Below are 19682 nucleotides of genomic sequence, written 5' to 3' on the forward strand. Positions count from 1 at the left end.
TATGAACCCACAGATGATTAAACTCCTGGGCCTGTCTGCCCTGACTGCCGGCATTCTCGCCGCTGCAAGCGGCGCGCGCGCCGACGAAATCAAGGCGCCTGCCTTCACCGCGGAGCCCTGCTGCAACCTGTGCCCTGCCGCTCACGATGCAAAGAACTACACCACGCGCTACCAGCAGAACTTCACCACGCTGGTACAGGCCCAGGGCGACTGGCTGTTCCGGACCCAGGAAGACCTGCGCACCGAATTCAACACCACGCCGGCCGGCTACAAGCGCATGCAGCAGCTGCACGATGCGTTCAAGAAAAAAGGCGTCGAGCTGGTCATCGTCTACCAGCCGACCCGTGGCCTGGTAAACCGCAACAAGCTCAACCCGCAGGAAAAGGCCGGTTTCGATTATGAAAAAGCCCTGACCAACTACAAGACCATGCTCGGCCGTTTCGCGCAGATGGGCTACGTAGTGCCGGACCTGTCGCCGCTGACCAACGAAAACCTGCCCGAAACCCTGCCGGCCCACGATTTCTACTTCCGTGGCGACCAGCACTGGACGCCTTACGGGGCCCAGCGCACGGCGAAGATCGTCGCCGAGAAGGTCAAGCAGATCCCGGCCTTCGCCGACATTCCCAAGCGTGAATTCGAGACCAAGAAGTCCGGCCGCATGGGCAAGACCGGCACCCTGCATAACATGGCCGGGCAACTGTGCGGCACCAGCTACGCCATCCAGTACATGGACCAGTTCACCACCGAGCCTAAAGGCGAGGCCGGTGACGGCGATCTGTTCGGCGACTCCGGCAACCCGCAGATCACCCTCGTGGGCACCAGTCACAGCGGCAAGAACTACAACTTCGCAGGCTTCCTGCAAGAAGCCATCGGCGCCGACATCCTCAACGTGGCCTTCCCTGGCGGCGGTTTCGAAGGCGCGATGATCCAGTACCTGGGCAGCGAAGAATTCCAGAAGAGCCCGCCGAAAATCCTGATCTGGGAATTCTCGCCGCTGTATCGCCTGGACCAGGAAACCATCTATCGCCAGATGATGGCGCTGCTGGACGACAACGGTTGTGAAGGCAAGCCGGCGCTGATGAGCAGCAAGACCGCCCTCAAGCCGGGCAAGAACGAATTGATGGTCAATAGCAAGAACATGGATCTGCGTAACGGCAGCCACCAGGTCGATATCCGTTTCGCCGATACCTCGGTGAAAACGTTGCAAGCCACCCTCTGGTACATGAATGGGCGCCACGAGGACATCAAGATCGAAAAACCGAATACCTCGGACACCGACGGGCGTTTCGCCTTCCAGTTGCGCACCGATGAGGACTGGGCTTCGCAGAATCTGCTGGCCGTTGAAGTCCAGGGCCCCGAAGCCGGTGCGGCCCCACAGCAAGTGGAAGCGAAAGTCTGCAAACGCAATGTCTCTCCGCAAGCCGAACAAACGGCTCAAATCGGACAATGAGGTCTCGCTTTATGACCAGAAACATGCGCAACCGAACGTTGAAAACGCTGCTGGCGCCGTCCCTGCTGACCCTGGCGATGTTCGCCGGGGCCACCCAGGCCGCGGCCCCGCTGCGCCCGCCACAGGGTTACTTCGCGCCGATCGAAAAGACCAAGGCCGGCGACTCCGCCCAAGGCTGCGATGCCGTGCCGGCGCCCTATACCGGCTCCCTGCAGTTTCGCAGCAAGTACGAGGGTTCCGACAAGGCCCGTGCGACGTTGAACGTGCAATCGGAAAAAGCCTTCCGCGACAGCACCGCCGACATCACCAAGATCGAGCGCGGCGTCAGCAAGCAAGTGATGCAGTTCATGCGTGACGGCCGTCCCGAACAGCTGGAATGCACCCTGAACTGGTTGACCACCTGGGCCAAGGCCGATGCGCTGATGTCCAAGGACTTCAACCACACCGGCAAGTCCATGCGCAAATGGGCCCTGGGCAGCATGGCGTCGGCCTATGTACGCCTGAAGTTCTCCGACTCTCATCCGTTGGCGAACCATCAGGAACAGGCGCAACTGATCGAAAGCTGGTTCAGCAAGATGGCCGATCAGGTGGTCAGCGACTGGGACAACCTGCCGCTGGACAAGACCAACAACCACTCCTACTGGGCCGCCTGGTCGGTGATGGCGACCTCGGTCGCGACCAACCGCCGCGACCTGTTCGACTGGGCCGTCAAGGAATACAAGGTCGGCGTCAACCAGATCGATGCCGACGGCTTCCTGCCCAACGAACTCAAGCGCAAGCAACGGGCCCTGTCCTATCACAACTACGCCCTGCCGCCATTGGCGATGATCGCCAGTTTCGCTCAGGTCAACGGTGTGGATCTGCGCCAGGAAAACAACGGCGCCCTCAAGCGCCTGGGTGACCGGGTGCTGGCCGGGGTGAAAGACCCGGACATCTTCGAAGAGAAGAACGGCGAAGAACAGGACATGAAGGATCTGAAAATCGATTCGAAATTCGCCTGGCTCGAACCGTTCTGCAGCCTCTACACCTGCTCAGGCGATGTGCTGGAGCGCAAACATGACATGCAGCCGTTCAAGACCTTCCGCCTCGGCGGGGACTTGACCAAGGTGTACGACCCGGCCAACGAGAAAGGTAAAGGAAGCTGATTCACCGCTGATCGTTCCCACGCTCTGCGTGGGAATGCAGCCGGGGACGCTCTGCGTCCCAAAAAGCCGAACGCGGAGCGTCCGTAGAGGCATTCCCACGCAGAGCGTGGGAACGATCGTAACCGCCCTTTTTCACTGGGGGGGTTTGGGGGGGCTCTGGCCCTTGACTGTTGATTCAACATGGAGAGATCGGGATGGTATTTTCATCCAACGTGTTCCTGTTCCTGTTCCTGCCGATCTTTCTCGGCTTGTACTACTTGAGCGGGCAACGCTATCGCAACCTGCTGCTGCTGATCGCCAGCTATGTGTTCTATGCCTGGTGGCGGGTGGACTTCCTGGCCCTGTTCGCCGGCGTGACCCTGTGGAACTACTGGATCGGCCTGAAAGTGGGTGCCGCCGGTGTGCGCACCAAACCGGCCCAGCGCTGGCTGCTGCTCGGCGTGGGCGTGGACTTGGCCATCCTGGGCTATTTCAAGTACGCCAACTTCGGCGTGGACAGCCTCAACGCCATCATCACCGGCTTCGGTCTCAACCCGTTCATCCTGACCCACGTGCTGTTGCCGATCGGGATCTCGTTCTACATCTTCGAGTCCATCAGCTACATCATCGACGTCTATCGCGGTGACACGCCGGCGACCCGCAACCTGATCGACTTCGCAGCGTTCGTGGCGATCTTCCCGCACCTGATCGCCGGCCCCGTGCTGCGTTTCCGTGACCTGGCCGACCAGTTCAACAACCGCACCCACACCCTGGACAAGTTCTCCGAAGGTTGCACGCGCTTCATGCAGGGCTTCATCAAGAAAGTGTTCATCGCCGACACCCTGGCGGTGGTGGCCGACCATTGCTTCGCCCTGCAGAACCCGACCACCGGTGATGCCTGGCTCGGCGCCCTGGCCTACACCGCGCAGTTGTACTTCGACTTCTCCGGCTACAGCGACATGGCCATCGGCCTGGGTCTGATGATGGGTTTCCGTTTCATGGAAAACTTCAAGCAGCCCTACATCAGCCAATCGATCACCGAGTTCTGGCGGCGCTGGCACATCAGCCTGTCGACCTGGCTGCGCGACTACCTCTACATCACCCTGGGCGGCAACCGCAAAGGCACGTTGATGACCTATCGCAACCTGTTCCTGACCATGCTGCTCGGTGGTCTGTGGCACGGCGCGAACATCACCTACGTAATCTGGGGCGCCTGGCACGGTATCTGGCTGGCCATCGAGAAGGCCGTGGGCATCAACACCACGCCACGCAGCCTCAACCCGATCCGCTGGGCGCTGACTTTCCTGCTGGTGGTAATGGGCTGGGTGATCTTCCGTGCCGAGAACCTGCACGTGGCCGCCCGCATGTACGGCGCCATGTTCAGCTTCGGCGACTGGTCGCTGTCGGAGCTGACCCGCGCCAATCTCACCGGCCTGCAGATCGCCACGCTGGTGGTGGCCTACGTCACCCTCGCGTTCTTCGGCCTGCGGGACTTCTACACCAACCGTCCGCCGCTCAAGACCAAGCCGGAGGTCAACACCGAGGCCAATGGCCCGGCCACTGCGCAACCGGGGCTGATCAAGGCCGTACCGGGCGATAACCCGTCGACGATCCACGAACCGGGCTACACCGTGGGCGTCGAGGCCCAGGTGCAACCGGCCTACTGGGTCGCGGACTGGCCGCGCTACGTCATGCGTGCGCTGGTGCTGCTGCTGTTCATCGCTTCGATTCTCAAACTCTCGGCGCAAAGCTTCTCGCCGTTCCTTTACTTCCAGTTCTGAGGGATCTGAACATGACCCGCTCATTACGCATCTTTTACATCGCACTGTTCCTGCTGATCCTCGCGGTCCTGGGCCTGTGGTCGATGCGCAGTTTCTTCGGCTTCAGCACCAACCCCGATGCCACCGTGCTCAACGGGCGCTGGACCAAGGCTGTCGAAACCCACTACGACGATCAGTTCCCGATCAAACGCCTGGGCACCAACATCTGGGCCGCGCTGGACTACAAGCTGTTCAACGAAGGCCGCAAAGGCGTGGTCCTCGGCCGCGACCAGTGGCTGTACAGCGACGAAGAGTTCAACCCGATCGTCAACGAAGAACTGAACCTGCAAGGTAACTACGCGCTGGTCGAAGGCGTGCGTCAGAAACTCAAGGAACAGGGCATCACCCTGGTGATGGCGATCGTGCCGGCCAAGGCGCGGCTGTATCCGGAGCACCTGGGTGAAGTGAAGCCGGCGAGCATTCACGCCAATCTCTACCAGGACTTCCATGCCCGCGTGGCGGCCGACAAGATCCTCGCCCCCGACCTGCTCGGCCCGCTGCAACAGGCCAAGCAGAGCGGTCAGCAAGTCTTCCTGCGCACCGACACCCACTGGACCCCGGAAGGCGCCCAGGTCGCAGCCGAAAAAATTGCCAAGACCATTGCCGAACGCACGCCCCTCAACGGCGAGCCGCAACGCTTCGTCACGGAACCTGCGGAAAAGATCACCCACAAGGGCGACCTGCGCCAGTTCCTGCCCCTGGACCCGCTGTTCGAAAACCTGATGCCGGCCCAGGAGCCCCTGGTCAAGCGCAACACCCGCGAAGCCGACGATCAACCGGCCAGCGACGACGCGCTGTTTGCCGACGCCCAGGTTCCCGTGGCCCTGATCGGCACCAGCTACAGCGCCAACCCCAACTGGAACTTCGTCGGTGCGCTCAAGCAGGCCCTGCACAGCGACGTCGTGAACTACGCCGAAGACGGCCATGGCCCGATTCTGCCGATGCTCAGCTACCTCAAGAGCGACGCTTTCAAGAACAGCCCGCCACAAGTGCTGATCTGGGAGTTTCCTGAACGTTATCTGCCCGTGAACAACGAAATCGGCGACGCCGACCCGCAGTGGGTCGCAGAGCTCAAACAAGCCGGTGCGCGCCAACAGAACGTTGCCGCCAACACTCAATCCGAGACGCCCGACCGGGCGCAAAACTGAAAGAGAGGTCCACCATGACTTTCAACACTACTCCTCGCCGTCTCGCTGCTCGTTCCTTCAAGGCCGTTGCCCTGGTTGCCAGCATGAGCGCCCTTTCCTTCACAGCGTTTGCCGGTGACTCGGCCCTGTACGGTCCGGTCGCGCCAAAAGGCTCGAGCTTCGTGCGTATCTACAACGCCAGCAACAGCGAAGTCAGCGCCACCGTCGGCAGTACCAACCTCAACGACGTAGCCCCATTGGCCAGCAGCGACTTCAGCTTCATGCCCGGCGGCGACTACAGCGCCAAGGTGGGCAGCCAGACCGTTCCGGTTAAACTGGCCCCCGATCACTACTACACCCTGGTCAACAACGCGAGCGGCCAGCCGCAACTGATCGAAGAACCACCGTTCAAGAACAAGCAGAAATCCCTGGTGCGTGTGCAGAACCTCACCGACAAGGCACTGACCCTCAAGACCGCCGACGGCAAGACCGACGTGGTGCCGAACGTCGCGGCCAAGGGCCGTGGCGAACGTGAGATCAACCCGGTGAAAGTCAGCCTGGCGCTGTTCGAGGGCGACAAGAAAGTCGGCGACCTCAAGCCCGTGGCCCTGGAGCGCGGCGAAGCGGCCGTGCTGTACGTCACCGGCTCCGGAAGCAGCTTGTCGCCGGTCTGGGTAAAGCGTCCAGTGTCAACTCGCTGATGGATTCACTCGACTGACGCTTTCCTGTTGGAGCGAGTCTGCTCGCGATTGCGGTAGGACATTCAGCATGGATGTCCACTGACACTCAGCCTTCGCGAGCAAGCCCGCTCCCACCCTGAACCGGGGCGTCATTCGGGTACGGAACAAAAACAAGAGTGAAACGACAGAACGCAGTAGCTCTATAACCATTTCGCTTCAAAGGAGTAACACACATGATTCCGGTGATCTTGTCAGGTGGTAGCGGCTCACGTCTTTGGCCGCTTTCGCGCAAGCAATTCCCTAAACAGTTCCTGGCCCTGACCGGCGAACACACCCTGTTCCAGCAGACCCTCGAACGCCTGGTGTTCGAGGGCATGGATACGCCGATCGTGGTCTGCAACAAAGACCACCGTTTCATCGTCAACGAGCAGTTGAGCGGTCGCAACCTCGAAGCCCAGCGCATCCTGATGGAACCGTTCGGCCGCAACACCGCGCCAGCCGTGGCGCTGACCGCGATGATGCTGGTCAACGAAGGTCGCGACGAATTGATGCTGGTGCTGCCGGCCGACCACGTGATCGAAGACCAGAAAGCCCTGCAACGTGCCCTGGCCCTGGCCACCGTAGCCGCCGAGCGCGGTGAAATGGTGCTGTTCGGCGTACCGGCCACCAAACCGGAAACCGGCTACGGCTACATCAAGTCGACCAATGACGCACTGCTGCCTGAAGGCGTGAGCCGTGTCTCGCACTTCGTCGAAAAACCCGACGTCAAGCGCGCCACCGAGTTCGTCGAGGCCGGCGGCTACTTCTGGAACAGCGGCATGTTCCTGTTCCGCGCCAGCCGTTTCCTCGAAGAGCTGAAAAAACACGATCCGGATATCTACGACACCTGCCTGCTGACCCTGGAGCGCAGCGAGCAGACCGCAGACACCATCACCTTCGACGAAGCCACCTTCGCCTGCTGCCCGGACAACTCCATCGACTACGCCGTGATGGAAAAGACCCAGCGCGCCTGCGTGGTGCCGCTGTCGGCCGGCTGGAGCGATGTCGGCTGCTGGGCGTCGTTGTGGGAAGTCAACCCCAAGGATGCCGACGGCAACGTCACCAAGGGCGACGTGGTGATCCAGGACAGCCGCAACTGCATGATCCATGGCAACGGCAAGCTGGTATCGGTGATCGGCCTGGAAAACATCGTGGTGGTCGAAACCAAGGACGCCATGATGATTGCCCACAAGGACAAGGTCCAAGACGTCAAGAAGATGGTCAACACCCTCAATGCCCGGGGTCGCTCCGAAACCCAGAACCACTGCGAAGTCTATCGTCCGTGGGGCTCGTATGACTCGGTGGACATGGGCGGGCGTTTCCAGGTCAAGCACATCTCGGTCAAGCCGGGTGCGTGCCTGTCCTTGCAGATGCACCACCACCGCGCCGAACACTGGATCGTGGTCAGCGGCACCGCCGAAGTGACCTGCGACGAGAACGTGTTCCTGCTCACCGAAAACCAGTCGACCTACATCCCCATCGCGTCGGTTCACCGCCTGCGCAACCCGGGCAAGATCCCGCTGGAAATCATCGAAGTGCAGTCCGGCAGCTACCTGGGCGAAGACGACATCGAGCGCTTCGAGGACATCTACGGTCGTTCCACCCCGATCGAGCGCGGCGTGTCGGTGAAGACCATCGCGCAGTAACGATCAGCAAGACAAGAAGCCCCCATCCAGCCCACTGCGCCCCCTATCCGCAGCGGGTTGGGTGGGGGCTTTTTTAGTTTCTTCTTTCGCATCGCTGATATTTATTTGGAGACTGAGCGGGGCAGCATCTTCGCCTTGATTACGTATCGATGCGCCACTCCGAATCGCTCTGCATTATTCATATAGGCCTTTCCTTTTGGAATGTAATGCAAGGAGACTATTTGAATTTTGTTATATAGCGGAAACGTCACTTCGCCCTCAGATGCATACAACCCCTCAGAGACACCTGCATGTCCAGGTTCCAATTGAAAGTGCCACATTATTGATTTACCGGACACGTAACCCATCCCGGGGTCTTTTGCCGTTGACATTATAAGTTGGGACCGGATCTCCAAATTTATTGTTTCTTGTATCGCACTATCCCCGCCCCCCTTTGCAAAGGTCGCGAGCCATGGATAGCTTTTCAATATAGCCGGCGAGTCTCCGCGGAAAACCTCCTTTACCTCTGCACGACGATACGTAGACCATTCCGCATCTATTTCTCTGAGCACGCCTTGAACCTCCAAGGCCTTTTCATAATCTATGCTTCTGGCGGGCGGAATCATATTAAGCCCGGTTTCACGCCATACATTTACAAACATCTCCATATCAAAAATCGAACTGTAATGCTCAATATTCAGCTTCTGCAGAGTAATTGAAAACGAAGAGTAGTAAGGGTACTCACCCCCCTGTTGCTTATATAATGCCGGGTCTTTTTTAATGACCCATTTTTTTTGGATGGGTTGCTGGGAACCAGCTCCAGGAGGGGGCGGCGGACCGCCCATGGGTGGAGGAGGCATGGGGGGGCCTCTCATTCCAGGGGGTGGAGGGGGGGCAGCGCCTGTGGGTATCCTGCCATCGGTGTCGAACAAGGTAATCGGGTTGTTGTGGACCATCCGATAGAAATTCAGTCCATCGATTGCCCACGCTGGATCCGGACTGGCCCAACGCTGCAACCACGGCGCATAGAACCGATAGCCGTAGTAGTAAAGTCCCGTCGCATCCCGCTCCTTGCCTGAATAGCGGGCCGTCTTGTAGCTGACCTCGATCACATTATCCCCAGCCAGAAACGCCGTTTCACCGAAGGGGTAGAAGTGTTCCTGGCTGATGATCCGTCCATCCTGGTCAAGCTCCAGGCTGATCGAGCCCAGGTGCTCGGCAACACCGTAGCGATAGCAGTCATTCACGCCGGAGGGCGGTGGGCTGTCCCAATGCAAGACCCGCACACTGCCGAGCCCGCCCTGAGCGGTGATGACCTGCAGTGATTCCCCGGTGCGGCTGTCGACATGCAGTTCCAGTCCCGGCAGATAACGCACCTCGGCGGCCAGGGTCCGGGCCCCGGTTTGCAACGTGCGCAGCTTGCGCACCCGCTGACCGCCGCCATCGTAAACATAGGCCTCACGGTCATTGAGCCCCGACTCTCGCTCGATCGGCGTGACCGAGCGCAGTTGATTGCGCAGGTCCCAGGCCAGGGTCCGGCTGCTCTCCAACGCCAGGCAGTTACCCCGTCCATCGAACGCCGCGGCGATCTCCTCTTCTGTCGGCGGCACGCCGTCACGGTGCGGCAGGCAACGATTGCTGTAGCGCGCCGCTTGCAACTGGCGGCTATGGTTCTGCGCCCCAACGTGGATCAGTTCCAGCAGGTTGCCGCTGTCGTCATAGCGATAGGTTTGTCGGTAATTACTGAGGGCGGCCGGGTCGAGCCGGCCGACAGGTCCTTGATTCTGAGCACCCGCTTCCCATCCAATGGCTTCGATCAATTGATAGAGGCTGTCGTAACGGAAACGACTGATCGGGTCGATGCGCTGGTTGGCGAAGTAGCGCACCGGCAACGCCTTGTCCTCGATGCCCAGTACGTTGCCCATGGGGTCGTAGGCATAGACCAGGTGTTGCAGCGACTGACCGGCCCGCCGGACATGGCGCTCCATCAGCCATCCATTTTCAGGGGCGTAAGTGAGCGTGGTCTGCACGTCGTTGCCGGCCACTTCCCGTTCGATCTGGCCTTGGGCGTTGTAGTCGATCTCGTTCACCAGCGGTTGCCATTGACTCTGGCCTTGCAACAACAATTGGCTGCTGGACAGCCGGCCATCGCGAGTCAGTACCTGGCGCTGCCGATTGCCCCTGACGTCGACCTGCTCCAGCACATCCCCCAGCGGACCGAGACGCCACGTCGACAGCGCACCGCCGCCGGGTTCGAGCAGGGCTTCGCGATCGGCCTCCGACACCGGCCAGTCCGGCATGGCGCCATCCAGGCTGAAACGTCGACTCTGGGCCAGGTTCTGGCCGGTCAGGGCAAAGGACGCCAGCAACAAGGTGCCCGCCGGGTCATCGTGGCGGATCAACTGGCCGTACTGATTGAAGACCTGGAGACCCTGGCCCGGCGCGCCATATTGCATGCGCTCGACGCAGGTGCGCAGTTGCTCGCGACCTTGTTCGAACACCGCCACCGGACGCAGCAAGTCGTCGAACGCCACGTCGCGCTGCGTGCCCCGGCCATCCCAGCCCCGCAGGCTTTCACTGCCGAGCCCGGGCAAATCCAGCTGCCAGCCTGCGTCGACACTGCTCGCAAACAGCACGGCACCGGACAGCGTATACATCGTCGAAAGGTTGGCCGGAGTCGCCGCATCGTCCTGTTGCAGGGCCCACAGGCGCGGGTCCCATTGCTTGACCGCGCGTGCGCCCAGGTCGAAAAGGCTGCGGTTGACTCGTGACTGCGCAGGCTCACGCTCGAGTGCGCGGCAATAATCGACCGAACGGACCGGCAGGAACCTTGGGTCTACCGCAATCAGCCTCGGCGTGCCGTGATCCCTGCTCATGCCTTGGCCTCCTGATAGTCGTGCGGTCTGGCCGACATCTAACAAGGGGTAATCCCTAGTGACTACTGTCAGAGATAACAGTGACGACCGACGGAGCGGGATGGATGAGATATCCATGGTCCCTCCCCTTCGGTAGGATGGAACAACGGTATCAGAGGCTTCGAACATGCTTATCGGCGTCTTGCTGGTCATTACCTGGCTGATCCTGCTGCTGCGCTATCCGGCCAAGGCGCTGCCGGTGTCCCTGGCTGCATTCGTCGGCCTAGGGCTGGTCGCCGCCTGGGTGGTCTGGCAGGAGAACCGTGAAACCCGGCAATTGGCACGCCTGGAGCTGCGCATTACCTACGCCCCCGAACGCTGCCCCGCCGATCGCCCGCTGTTGCTGAACATGAACAACGGTAACGACGTCCCCTTGGTTGAACTGCGTTGGCGAATTGCGGCCTATGCCCCCGGCGATACCATCAACCTGGCCGACACACCCTACAGCGCGCCGCGCTACCGGGGCCCTGGCCAATTGCAGGCGGGCAAGGACTGGCAGGATTGCCTGCCGCTGCCAGCCCTGCGACCTGGCTATCGTCCACAGACCCTGGAGTTTCGCGCCGAGCGATTGCAGGGTAGTTTCTCCGACTGATTTCTCTCCCGATTTTATTCTGCACAAGGAACGCGCCATGCCCGTTGCGTTGATTACCGGATGTTCCAGCGGCATCGGCCGCGCCCTCGCCGAGGCGTTCAAGGTCGCCGGGTATCAGGTCTGGGCCAGTGCCCGCAAAGCTGAAGACGTTACCCAGCTCAGCGCCGCCGGGTTCACCGCGGTGCAGCTGGACGTGAACGATGGCCCGGCTCTGGAGCAATTGAGCGAACGGATCAACCAAGAGCACGGCGGCCTCGACGTGCTGATCAACAACGCCGGTTACGGCGCCATGGGTCCACTGCTGGACGGTGGCGTACCGGCGATGCAGCGTCAGTTCGAAACCAACGTGTTCGCCATCGTTGGCGTGACCCGGGCGTTGTTCCCGGTACTGCGCCGGGCCAAGGGGCTGGTGGTGAATATCGGCAGTGTCTCCGGTGTGCTGGTGACACCGTTTGCCGGCGCTTATTGCGCCTCGAAGGCCGCGGTGCATGCCTTGAGCGATGCGCTGCGCATGGAACTGGCGCCCTTCGGTATCCGCGTGATGGAGGTGCAGCCCGGCGCCATTGCCTCGAGCTTTGCCAAGAACGCCGGTCATGAAGCCGAACGGTTGATCCACGAACAATCACCCTGGTGGCCCCTGCGCGACGGTATCCGCGCCCGGGCCAAGGCGTCCCAGGACAACCCCACCCCTGCCAGCGAATTCGCCGCCGGGCTGCTCAAGGCCGTGCAACACCCCCGGCCACCCCGCCTGCTGCGCCTGGGCAATGGAAGCCGGGCGCTGCCGTTGATGGCGGGATTGCTGCCCAAAGGGTTGCTGGAGAAGGGCTTGATGAAGCGGTTCGGGCTGGGTGGGTCACTCTGATCGAAACGGCATGGCCCGACGGGAGCCCACCGACAACTGCCCCACCGCTATCGCGAGCAAGCTCGGCTCCCACAGGGATTGGCGGCGAACACAAGTCTCTCGCACATGCAGGAAGTCTTGTGGGAGCAAGGCTTGCCCGCGATGACGGCGGCACTGGCAACCTCTCCTGCAACTGACCCACCGCTTCGCGAGCAGGCTCGCTCCCACAGGGATTGGCGGCGAACACTAGTCGCTCGCACATGCAGGAAGCCTTGTGGGAGCAAGGCTTGCCCGCGATGACGGCGGCACTGGCAACCTCTCCTGCAACTGACCCACCGCTTCGCGAGCAGGCTCGCTCCCACAGGGATTGGCGGCGAACACACGTCTCTCGCACATGCAGGAAGTCTTGTGGGAGCAAGGCTTGCCCGCGATGACGGCGGCACTGGCAACCTCTTCTGCAACTGACCCACCGCTTCGCGAGCAGGCTCGCTCCCACAGGGATTGGCGGCGAACACAAGTCTCTCGCACATGCAGGAAGCCTTGAGGGAGCAAGGCTTGCCCGCGATGACGGCGGCACTGGCAACCTCTCCTGCAACTGACCCACCGCTTCGCGAGCAGGCTCGCTCCCACAGGGATTGGCGGCGAACACACGTCGCTCGCACATGCAGGATAAGCATTGTGGGAGCAAGGCTTGCCCGCGATGACGGCGGCACTGGCAACCTCTTCTGCAACTGACCCACCGCTTCGCGAGCAGGCTCGCTTCCACAGGGATTGGCGGCGAACACACGTCTCTCGCACATGCAGGAAGCCTTGTGGGAGCAAGGCTTGCCCGCGATGACGGCGGCACTGGCAACCTCTCCTGCAACTGACCCACCGCTTCGCGAGCAGGCTCGCTCCCACATGCCTCAGAGCCTCAGCTGCCGGCCTGGGGCTCGACCACCACCGTACAGGTCATCCCCGCCGCCAGCAGCACGTTGTCCGGCACTTCGTCGAGATGGATCCTTACCGGCACCCGCTGGGCCAAGCGAACCCAGTTGAAGGTCGGGTTCACGTCGGCGATCAATTCGCGACTGACCGGGTTGTCGCGGTCGTAGATCCCCCGGGAAATGCTTTCCACATGCCCCTTCAGCACCTCGCCACTCATCAACTGCAACTGCGCCGGGTCGCCGATCCGCACCTTGGGCAGCTTGGTTTCCTCGAAGAAGCCATACACCCAGAACGAATTCATATCGATCACCGCCATCTTCGCCTCGCCGATACGTGCATAGTCGCCACGGTGCACGTTGAGGTTGGTGACATAGCCATCCACAGCGGCGCGAACTTCAGTGCGCGACAGGTTCAATTCGGCCGCCTCCAGTTGCGCCTGGGCTTGCTGGTAATCGGCCAGGGCCGAGTCGGCAATGTTACTGGCGTCGTCGCGGTTTTCCCGGGAAATCACCAGACTGTCCAGATCGGCGCGCCGATGGGCATTGACCTTGCGCATTTCCCACGTCGCCTTGCGGGAGGCCACCAGGGATTGCGCCTGCTTGACCGCGATACGGTAATGCTCGGGATCGATACGCATCAGCAAGTCGCCCTTTTTCACCTGCTGATTGTCATGCACCGGCACGTCCATCACCTCGCCACTGACATCGGCAGCGACGTTGATGATGTCGGCTCGTACCCGACCATCGCGGGTCCAGGGTGTGTTCATGTAGTGAACCCACAATGCACGACCGATCCACAGCGCAAGGGTCAGCACCAGCAGCGTCGCAAGCAGACTGAAAAACTTTTTCATTGCATCGATCTCAACGGTAGACCGTCAGCGCCAGCGCACCGAACAGACAGGTAAACAGACTCAGGCGCAACAGCGCCGGGTGCCAGAAGAAGCGGTACAGGTCCAGCCCCGACAAGAACCGATCCAGCGCCCAGGCCAACGCCGCGGCGAGGAAAAACATCAGGGTCAGACTGGGCATGTATACGCCGTGGAAGGCGATTTCACGGGGCATGTTGACGGTCCTGGGAGGGCACAGCGGCGAAGGCCGCCACGGGCGATTGCGGATCCAGCAGCGAAGTGCGGATGAAATGCAGGTAGCTCTTCACCCGGCGCAGGGCTGATGTGTCGAAATGCGGGGCGAACGGTTCGTCGGTGGCCTGCACGCGACAGATGGCCTGATCTACCGCCACCAGGGCACGCTCCAGGTTGCTCTGGCTCGGCTGGCGGAACAGCCGCACCAGCGCCCGTCCCATTACGCGGATGGCCTGGCGCCACGGCTGGCTCTCGGCGTAGGCCGGATGCACCGGCAGGATCGCCTGCTCCTTGCGCAACTCGATAATCCCGTGACCGACTTCCAGCACCACGAACATCCAGCGCAAGAGGTCCCGTTGCACGGCGGGTTGTCCCGCCGCCAAGCCGTAGGCCTGGTGCAACAAGTCGCGGGTGCGACTCTCGAAGCCCGACGCCAGCCCCTTGAGCCGGCCGCTGATGGCGAACACCACTTGCTCGCGCAAGTCCTGTTCGAGCCGGCGCCACAGCCAGCGGCTGTTGGGCGGCAGGATGATCGCTCCGGCGGCGGCGCACACCAGCATGCCGAGGATCATCGCGAGGTAATCGTTGATGAAGGTGTAGGGGTTGTACACCGTCAGGTTGTCGGGCACCGAACCCGTGCAGAAAAAGATCAGCAACCCCAGCCCGACCCCGGCGTATTGCGGCCGCGAACTGAGGAACGAGCCGAACATGATCACCGGCGCCAGCATCATGCAGAGCAACGGGAAGCCGTCGATCAACGGGAAGATGAAGAACATCTCGACGAAACCCACCAGCGCCCCGAGCAACGTGCCACATGCCATCTGGAAGGCCATGCGCTTGGGGTTCGGCGTGGCGGCCGACAAGCCCACCGTGGCGGCGGCAATCATCGTCATGGTCGCGCCGCTCGGCCAAGCGGTGGCGACCCAATAGCTGCCCAGCACCAGCAGGATGAAGCCGGCGCGCAACCCCGAAGCCGCGGCGGCCAGCCAATTGGTCCGCGATACGAACGGCTCGTCCCAGTGTTCACGCTCGTGACGGTGCTCGGCCAGGGACGCATGGGTCAGGGCGTAACCGTGCAGGTCATCGACGAAGCGATAGAGCAATTCGTAGGCGGTGTGGAAGTCCAGCAACTGCGCATCGCTCGGTCCTGTCTCCTGGAAGACTGCCCGCAACTGGCGGACCTGTGCCGGCAAGTCGGCCTTGTAGCGGGCCAGGGCCTGGGCCAGGCGTGCCGCGTCCCTATCGGTCAAGGCCCGCGCGCTGAAGCCGTCCAGCAATTCGGCGAGGTTCTGCAAGCCGGGCTTGATGGCGTCCACCACATGATCGACGGCGCCAACGCGCAGGCGCTGGAGCAATTGGTGCAAGGCATTGAAGCGCGTGGTGATGCCCATGAACTCGCTGTTCAGGCGACTGAGCCGGCCGTTGCGCCGACGCATGTGCGGGTCTTCGAAGACCGTCACGCTGCGCAGGCTCTCCAGGCCTACCGCTTCGGCAATGAAACGCACGTTGACGGCTTCGAACGCATCCCGCCGGCTACGCCCGCGCAAACCATCGGTGACGAACAGCGCGAACACCCCAAAACGCTGGTACAAGGCATTGCGCATGGCCGCACTGGCGGTTTGCGGCAGGATCGCGGCGCTGACCAGAGTGGCACAGAGAATGCCCAGGGAAATCTCCAGGACCCGCCAGAGCGCCGCCATGAACGCCCCTTCCGGATGAGCCAGGGCCGGCAGGCCGATCATGGCCGCGGTGTAGCCGGCCAGCACAAAACCGTAGGCCCGGAAGTTGCGATAACGCGCCGCGCCCGCCGTGCAGACACCGACCCAGAGAGTCAGGCAGCCAAGAAACCATTCGGTGTTCTGGGCGAACAGCGCGACCAGCGCCACCATCACCGCCGAACCGGCCAACGTGCCGAGAAAGCGGTAGAAGCTCTTGGCGAACACCTGGCCACTCTGCGGCTGCATGACGATGAACACGGTGATCATGGCCGTGCGCGGCTGCGGCAGCTCCAGGCGCATCGCCAGCCACAACGTCAGGAACGCGGCAAACAGCACCTTGAAGATATAGACCCAGGTCACCCCGTCGCTGCGGGCCCAGTCGAAGAAACCACGGCGCCATTCGAGGCGGTGGAGCCAGCGCAAAGGAGTCATCAAAGAGGTCATGGGCAAGCATTCACCGGGCGAAATTCAGCAGCGTGGCGGTGTCAGGTACATCGCTGCCGGCCTCCAGCCCACCGCCCAGGGCCGTCACCAGATCGGCATGGGCACCGAGGCGCGCAGCCTCTACCTGCTGCTGCACCTGTTGCTGCTTGAACAACAGGCTTTGGGCGTTGAGCACATTGAGGTAGTCCGTCAGCCCGCGCTGGAACGCCACCAGCGCAATGTCGTAGGTGCGTTGCGCAGCGGCCACGGACTCGGCGGCGAAGGCCTGTTGCTGGTCCATGGACTTGCGACGGATCAGTTGGTCGGAAATGCCCTTGAGCGCGTTCACCAGCGTCTGGTTGTAGTGCGCCACGGCGGCGTCATAGCCGGCCGCGGCCTCGCCCAACTGCGAACGCAGGCGCCCGCCGTCAAAGATCGGCAGCGTGAAGGCCGGCCCGACGCTGTAGGTCAGCTTCTTGCCTGTCAGGAACTCCAGCGCACCGCCGCCCGTGGCCATGTAGCCCAGGCTTCCCACCAGATCGACATTGGGATAGAAACCGGCCCTGGCCACATCGATGCCCCGTGCCTGGGCCGCCACTTGCCAACGACCGGCAACCACATCCGGTCGCTGGCCCAGCAGCTCGGCGGGCAACGCCGACGGCAGCTTCAAGGGTGCCCCCAGGGCCAGGGCCGGTCGTCGCAGGCCCGCGCCCTCCCCGGGCCCCTGGCCCGCCAATGCCGCCAGTTGATTGCGACTCAAGGCGATGGCTTCGTCGAGGGCGTCGAGTTGACGATGGGTCTCGGGCAACGGTGCCTGGGCCTGGCTGACTTCGAAATGAGTGCCGATGCCACCGCCGAGGCGCTTTTGCGCCAGGTCGAGAATCTGTTCCTGCTGGCGCAGGGTCGCGGCGACGATATCGCGCCGGGCATAGTGCAGCGCGAAGCGGATATAGGCCTGCACGATGTTGTTCTGCAACTCCAGCTGCGCCTGGCGTGCCTCGGCGACGCTGGCATGGGCCAGATCGACTGCCCGCTCGCTGGCATTGCGCTCGCGCCCCCACAGGTCCAGCGCATAGCTCAGGCCCAGGCCGGCATCGTTGTCCCACGTGGTGGTGTCGGCCAGTTCGCCAGGGCCGTAGAACTGATCGGTGGGCCAGTTGTGACGCTTGAGGGTCGCCTGGCCATTGACCTGCGGCGACTCGGCCGCCTCGGCAACGCCGGCCATGGCCTTGGCCTGGCGCACCCGGGCGGCGGCCAGGGCCAGGCTCGGGCTGTCCTGCACAGCCAGGTCGATCCAGCGGTCCAGCTGCGGGTCGCCATAGGCCTTCCACCACTGGCGACTGGGCCAGTGGGCATCGCGGGCGGCCTCGCGGATCGCTTCATCGGTGGCCAGTCGATTGGCTGACAACGCCTCGCCCTGGGGTGCGATCCCTCCCGTCCCGATGCAAGCGCAGAGGGTCAACGATAAAGCCCAAACACTGAGAGTCTTCAGCTCTCTGCTGATGCGAGGCGGCACTTGCGCAAGATTCCTGGGAGAGGGACAGGGAAAAGCAACGAGCGTGCATGCCGGTTACGCGACCTGTGGGAGCGAGCCTGCTCGCGAAGGCGTCATCCGCCTTATCGCCGGCAACTGACCCAACTCCTCGCGAGCAGGCTCGCTCCCACATGAGGTCCGTGCCAGACAGCCCGCCCCTACAACGGCCGCAATTCTAGGCACCCATCCAAACGGCGATAAGCCGATCTTTCTGCGAATCTTTGTTACCGTAAACGCGATAATCCGTAAGTCGGATCCCGTAGCACCGTAACTTCATGTCACAATTTGCCATCGCCCCAGAGAGCCTTTCATGGACACCTTGCAAAACATGCGCGCGTTCTGTTCTGTTGCCGAAGCCGGCAGTTTCACCGCCGCCGCCGTGCAGCTCGACACCACGACAGCCAACGTCTCGCGTGCGGTTTCCAACCTGGAAGCACATCTGCAAACCCGCCTGCTCAACCGCACCACCCGCCGCATTGCCCTGACCGAAGCCGGCAAACGCTATCTGTTGCGTTGCGAACAGATCCTGGCCTATGTCGAAGAAGCAGAAGCCGAGGCCAGCGACGCCCATGCCCGACCGGCCGGGCAATTGAAGGTCCATACCATGACCGGTATCGGTCAGCATTTCGTGATCGACGCCATCGCGCGCTATCGCAAGACCCACCCGGACGTGACTTTCGACCTGACCCTGGCCAACCGCGTGCCGGACATCCTGGACGAGGGTTACGACGTTTCCATCGTGCTGGCCAGCGAACTACCGGACTCGGGCTTCGTTTCCCAGCGCCTGGGCATCACCTACAGCATCGTCTGCGCGTCACCCGCCTACGTGAAGGCCAACGGTTGCCCACAGAAGCCCGGCGAACTGCTCAACCACGCCTGCCTGCGCCTGGTCAGCCCGGTCATTCCGCTGGAGAAATGGGTGTTCGACGGCCCCGAAGGCCAGGAAATGGTCACCATCAGCCAGTCACCTTTCCTGGTGAACTCCGCCGACGCGATGAAAACCGCGATCATCAGCGGCATGGGCGTGGGTGTATTGCCGGTTTATGCAGCCATCGAAGGCCTGCGCAACGGCACGCTGGTGCGGGTAATGCCCAATTACCGTTCCCAGGAATTGAATCTCTACGCCATCTACCCTTCACGCCAGTACCTGGATGCGAAGATCAAGACCTGGGTCGAGTATCTGCGAGGTTCGCTGCCGGAAATCCTGACAGCGCACCAGGCCGAGCTGACGGCGTATGAGTTGAGCGGAAGCCTGGCGGGCGCGCGAGTCGCGAATTGAAATCGCCGCTCCTGTATCGAGGAACGACCTTCAGCGCTTGCCCATCGAACGACGCGTGCCGGGAGGCGCGGCACCCGGGGACTTGGTGTGACCATCCTTCACGCCGTTCTTGTACCACGGCAATTGTCCTGCCCCTTTGGCCGTGGCCAGTTCACCGGGCTTGAAGGGAAATTTGAAGGCCGGGATCGCCGCTTTGCCGCTCTCGGCGCTGGAAACATCGCCGTCAGGCAGGTCGGCCGGTTCGCCGTTAGGGGAAGTCATGTAAATGCCGTTCACTCAAGGTAGGCCATCTATCCGTGGCGAGGGCGCTTGGTCCTCGCCACACTGTGTGCAAGTCGGGCTTGGAGGGAGGCGCGACAGGCGCCAGTATACCCGCCCGCTGCCGCAACGTATCGGGCAGATTCAACCTGGCGGACCAACCGTCCGACAGTAACTCAGGACAAAACTGACAAACCTGTCAGTTAGCCGTCACCTTCCTGACCGTCTCGCAACGCTATATAAGAATCC

Annotated in this window: 15 protein-coding genes; 9 read left to right on the forward strand and 6 right to left on the reverse strand. The window is 62.0% G+C overall.

Annotated elements, in window-relative coordinates; all coding sequences use genetic code 11:
- Position 1: 1 nt before the first annotated feature.
- The 6 genes from LOY35_RS22925 (at position 2) to LOY35_RS22950 (ending at position 7886) form a co-directional block, all read left to right on the forward strand.
- Positions 2-1450, forward strand: coding sequence for an alginate O-acetyltransferase (locus tag LOY35_RS22925; RefSeq protein ID WP_258627549.1), 1449 nt, complete (start codon positions 2-4; stop codon positions 1448-1450).
- Between the two features lie 23 nt (positions 1451-1473).
- Complete coding sequence (locus LOY35_RS22930; protein ID WP_258633714.1) at positions 1474-2595, forward strand: mannuronate-specific alginate lyase; 1122 nt, start codon at positions 1474-1476, stop codon at positions 2593-2595.
- A 194-nt stretch (positions 2596-2789) separates the two neighbouring features.
- Positions 2790-4355 (forward strand): MBOAT family protein, encoded by a 1566-nt coding sequence (locus LOY35_RS22935; protein ID WP_258627555.1) that lies wholly within the window; start codon positions 2790-2792, stop codon positions 4353-4355.
- 11 nt (positions 4356-4366) lie between these two features.
- Entirely contained in the window at positions 4367-5542 is a 1176-nt protein-coding gene (locus LOY35_RS22940; protein WP_258627559.1) for an alginate O-acetyltransferase, read from the forward strand.
- 14 nt (positions 5543-5556) lie between these two features.
- A complete protein-coding gene (locus LOY35_RS22945; RefSeq protein ID WP_258627562.1) occupies positions 5557-6222 on the forward strand; it encodes an alginate O-acetyltransferase AlgF in 666 nt (221 codons plus the stop codon).
- A gap of 212 nt (positions 6223-6434) precedes the next feature.
- On the forward strand, positions 6435-7886 hold the full coding sequence (locus LOY35_RS22950) for a mannose-1-phosphate guanylyltransferase/mannose-6-phosphate isomerase (protein WP_258627564.1): 1452 nt from the start codon (positions 6435-6437) through the stop codon (positions 7884-7886).
- Between the two features lie 101 nt (positions 7887-7987).
- Here the strand turns inward: LOY35_RS22950 and LOY35_RS22955 are convergent, their stop codons facing one another.
- The gene (locus LOY35_RS22955) at positions 7988-10741 is read right to left on the reverse strand and encodes an RHS repeat domain-containing protein (RefSeq protein WP_258627566.1); all 2754 of its coding nucleotides are present in this window, start codon (positions 10739-10741) and stop codon (positions 7988-7990) included.
- Positions 10742-10907: 166 nt separating this feature from the next.
- On the opposite strand from LOY35_RS22955, the gene LOY35_RS22960 reads away from it, so the two are divergent.
- Together LOY35_RS22960 and LOY35_RS22965 are read left to right on the forward strand one after the other, a co-directional pair.
- On the forward strand, positions 10908-11372 hold the full coding sequence (locus tag LOY35_RS22960; RefSeq protein WP_258627567.1) for a multidrug transporter: 465 nt from the start codon (positions 10908-10910) through the stop codon (positions 11370-11372).
- Positions 11373-11409: 37 nt separating this feature from the next.
- Positions 11410-12234 (forward strand): SDR family oxidoreductase, encoded by an 825-nt coding sequence (locus LOY35_RS22965; RefSeq protein WP_258627568.1) that lies wholly within the window; start codon positions 11410-11412, stop codon positions 12232-12234.
- 892 nt (positions 12235-13126) lie between these two features.
- Here LOY35_RS22965 and LOY35_RS22970 read toward each other — a convergent pair.
- Genes LOY35_RS22970 through LOY35_RS22985 form a run of 4 tightly spaced genes read right to left on the reverse strand, consistent with a single transcriptional unit; the run spans position 13127 to position 17878 of the window.
- Positions 13127-13990, reverse strand: coding sequence for an HlyD family secretion protein (locus LOY35_RS22970; RefSeq protein WP_258627570.1), 864 nt, complete (start codon positions 13988-13990; stop codon positions 13127-13129).
- A gap of 10 nt (positions 13991-14000) precedes the next feature.
- Positions 14001-14201, reverse strand: coding sequence for a DUF1656 domain-containing protein (locus LOY35_RS22975; protein ID WP_258627572.1), 201 nt, complete (start codon positions 14199-14201; stop codon positions 14001-14003).
- Entirely contained in the window at positions 14191-16383 is a 2193-nt protein-coding gene (locus LOY35_RS22980; protein ID WP_258627574.1) for an FUSC family protein, read from the reverse strand. The genes LOY35_RS22975 and LOY35_RS22980 overlap by 11 nt, the downstream gene beginning before the upstream one ends.
- Before the next feature lie 10 nt (positions 16384-16393).
- Positions 16394-17878, reverse strand: coding sequence for an efflux transporter outer membrane subunit (locus tag LOY35_RS22985; protein WP_258627576.1), 1485 nt, complete (start codon positions 17876-17878; stop codon positions 16394-16396).
- Positions 17879-18206: 328 nt separating this feature from the next.
- Between LOY35_RS22985 and LOY35_RS22990 the strand changes: the two genes are divergently transcribed.
- Positions 18207-19175, forward strand: coding sequence for a LysR family transcriptional regulator (locus tag LOY35_RS22990; RefSeq protein ID WP_258627578.1), 969 nt, complete (start codon positions 18207-18209; stop codon positions 19173-19175).
- 30 nt (positions 19176-19205) lie between these two features.
- On the opposite strand, the gene LOY35_RS22995 is transcribed toward LOY35_RS22990, so the two are convergent.
- Complete coding sequence (locus LOY35_RS22995) at positions 19206-19436, reverse strand: hypothetical protein (protein WP_258627580.1); 231 nt, start codon at positions 19434-19436, stop codon at positions 19206-19208.
- Between the last annotated feature and the right edge of the window lie 246 nt (positions 19437-19682).

The sequence above is a fragment of the Pseudomonas sp. B21-028 genome (assembly GCF_024749045.1).
In the GTDB taxonomy this organism is placed as follows: Bacteria; Pseudomonadota; Gammaproteobacteria; order Pseudomonadales; family Pseudomonadaceae; genus Aquipseudomonas.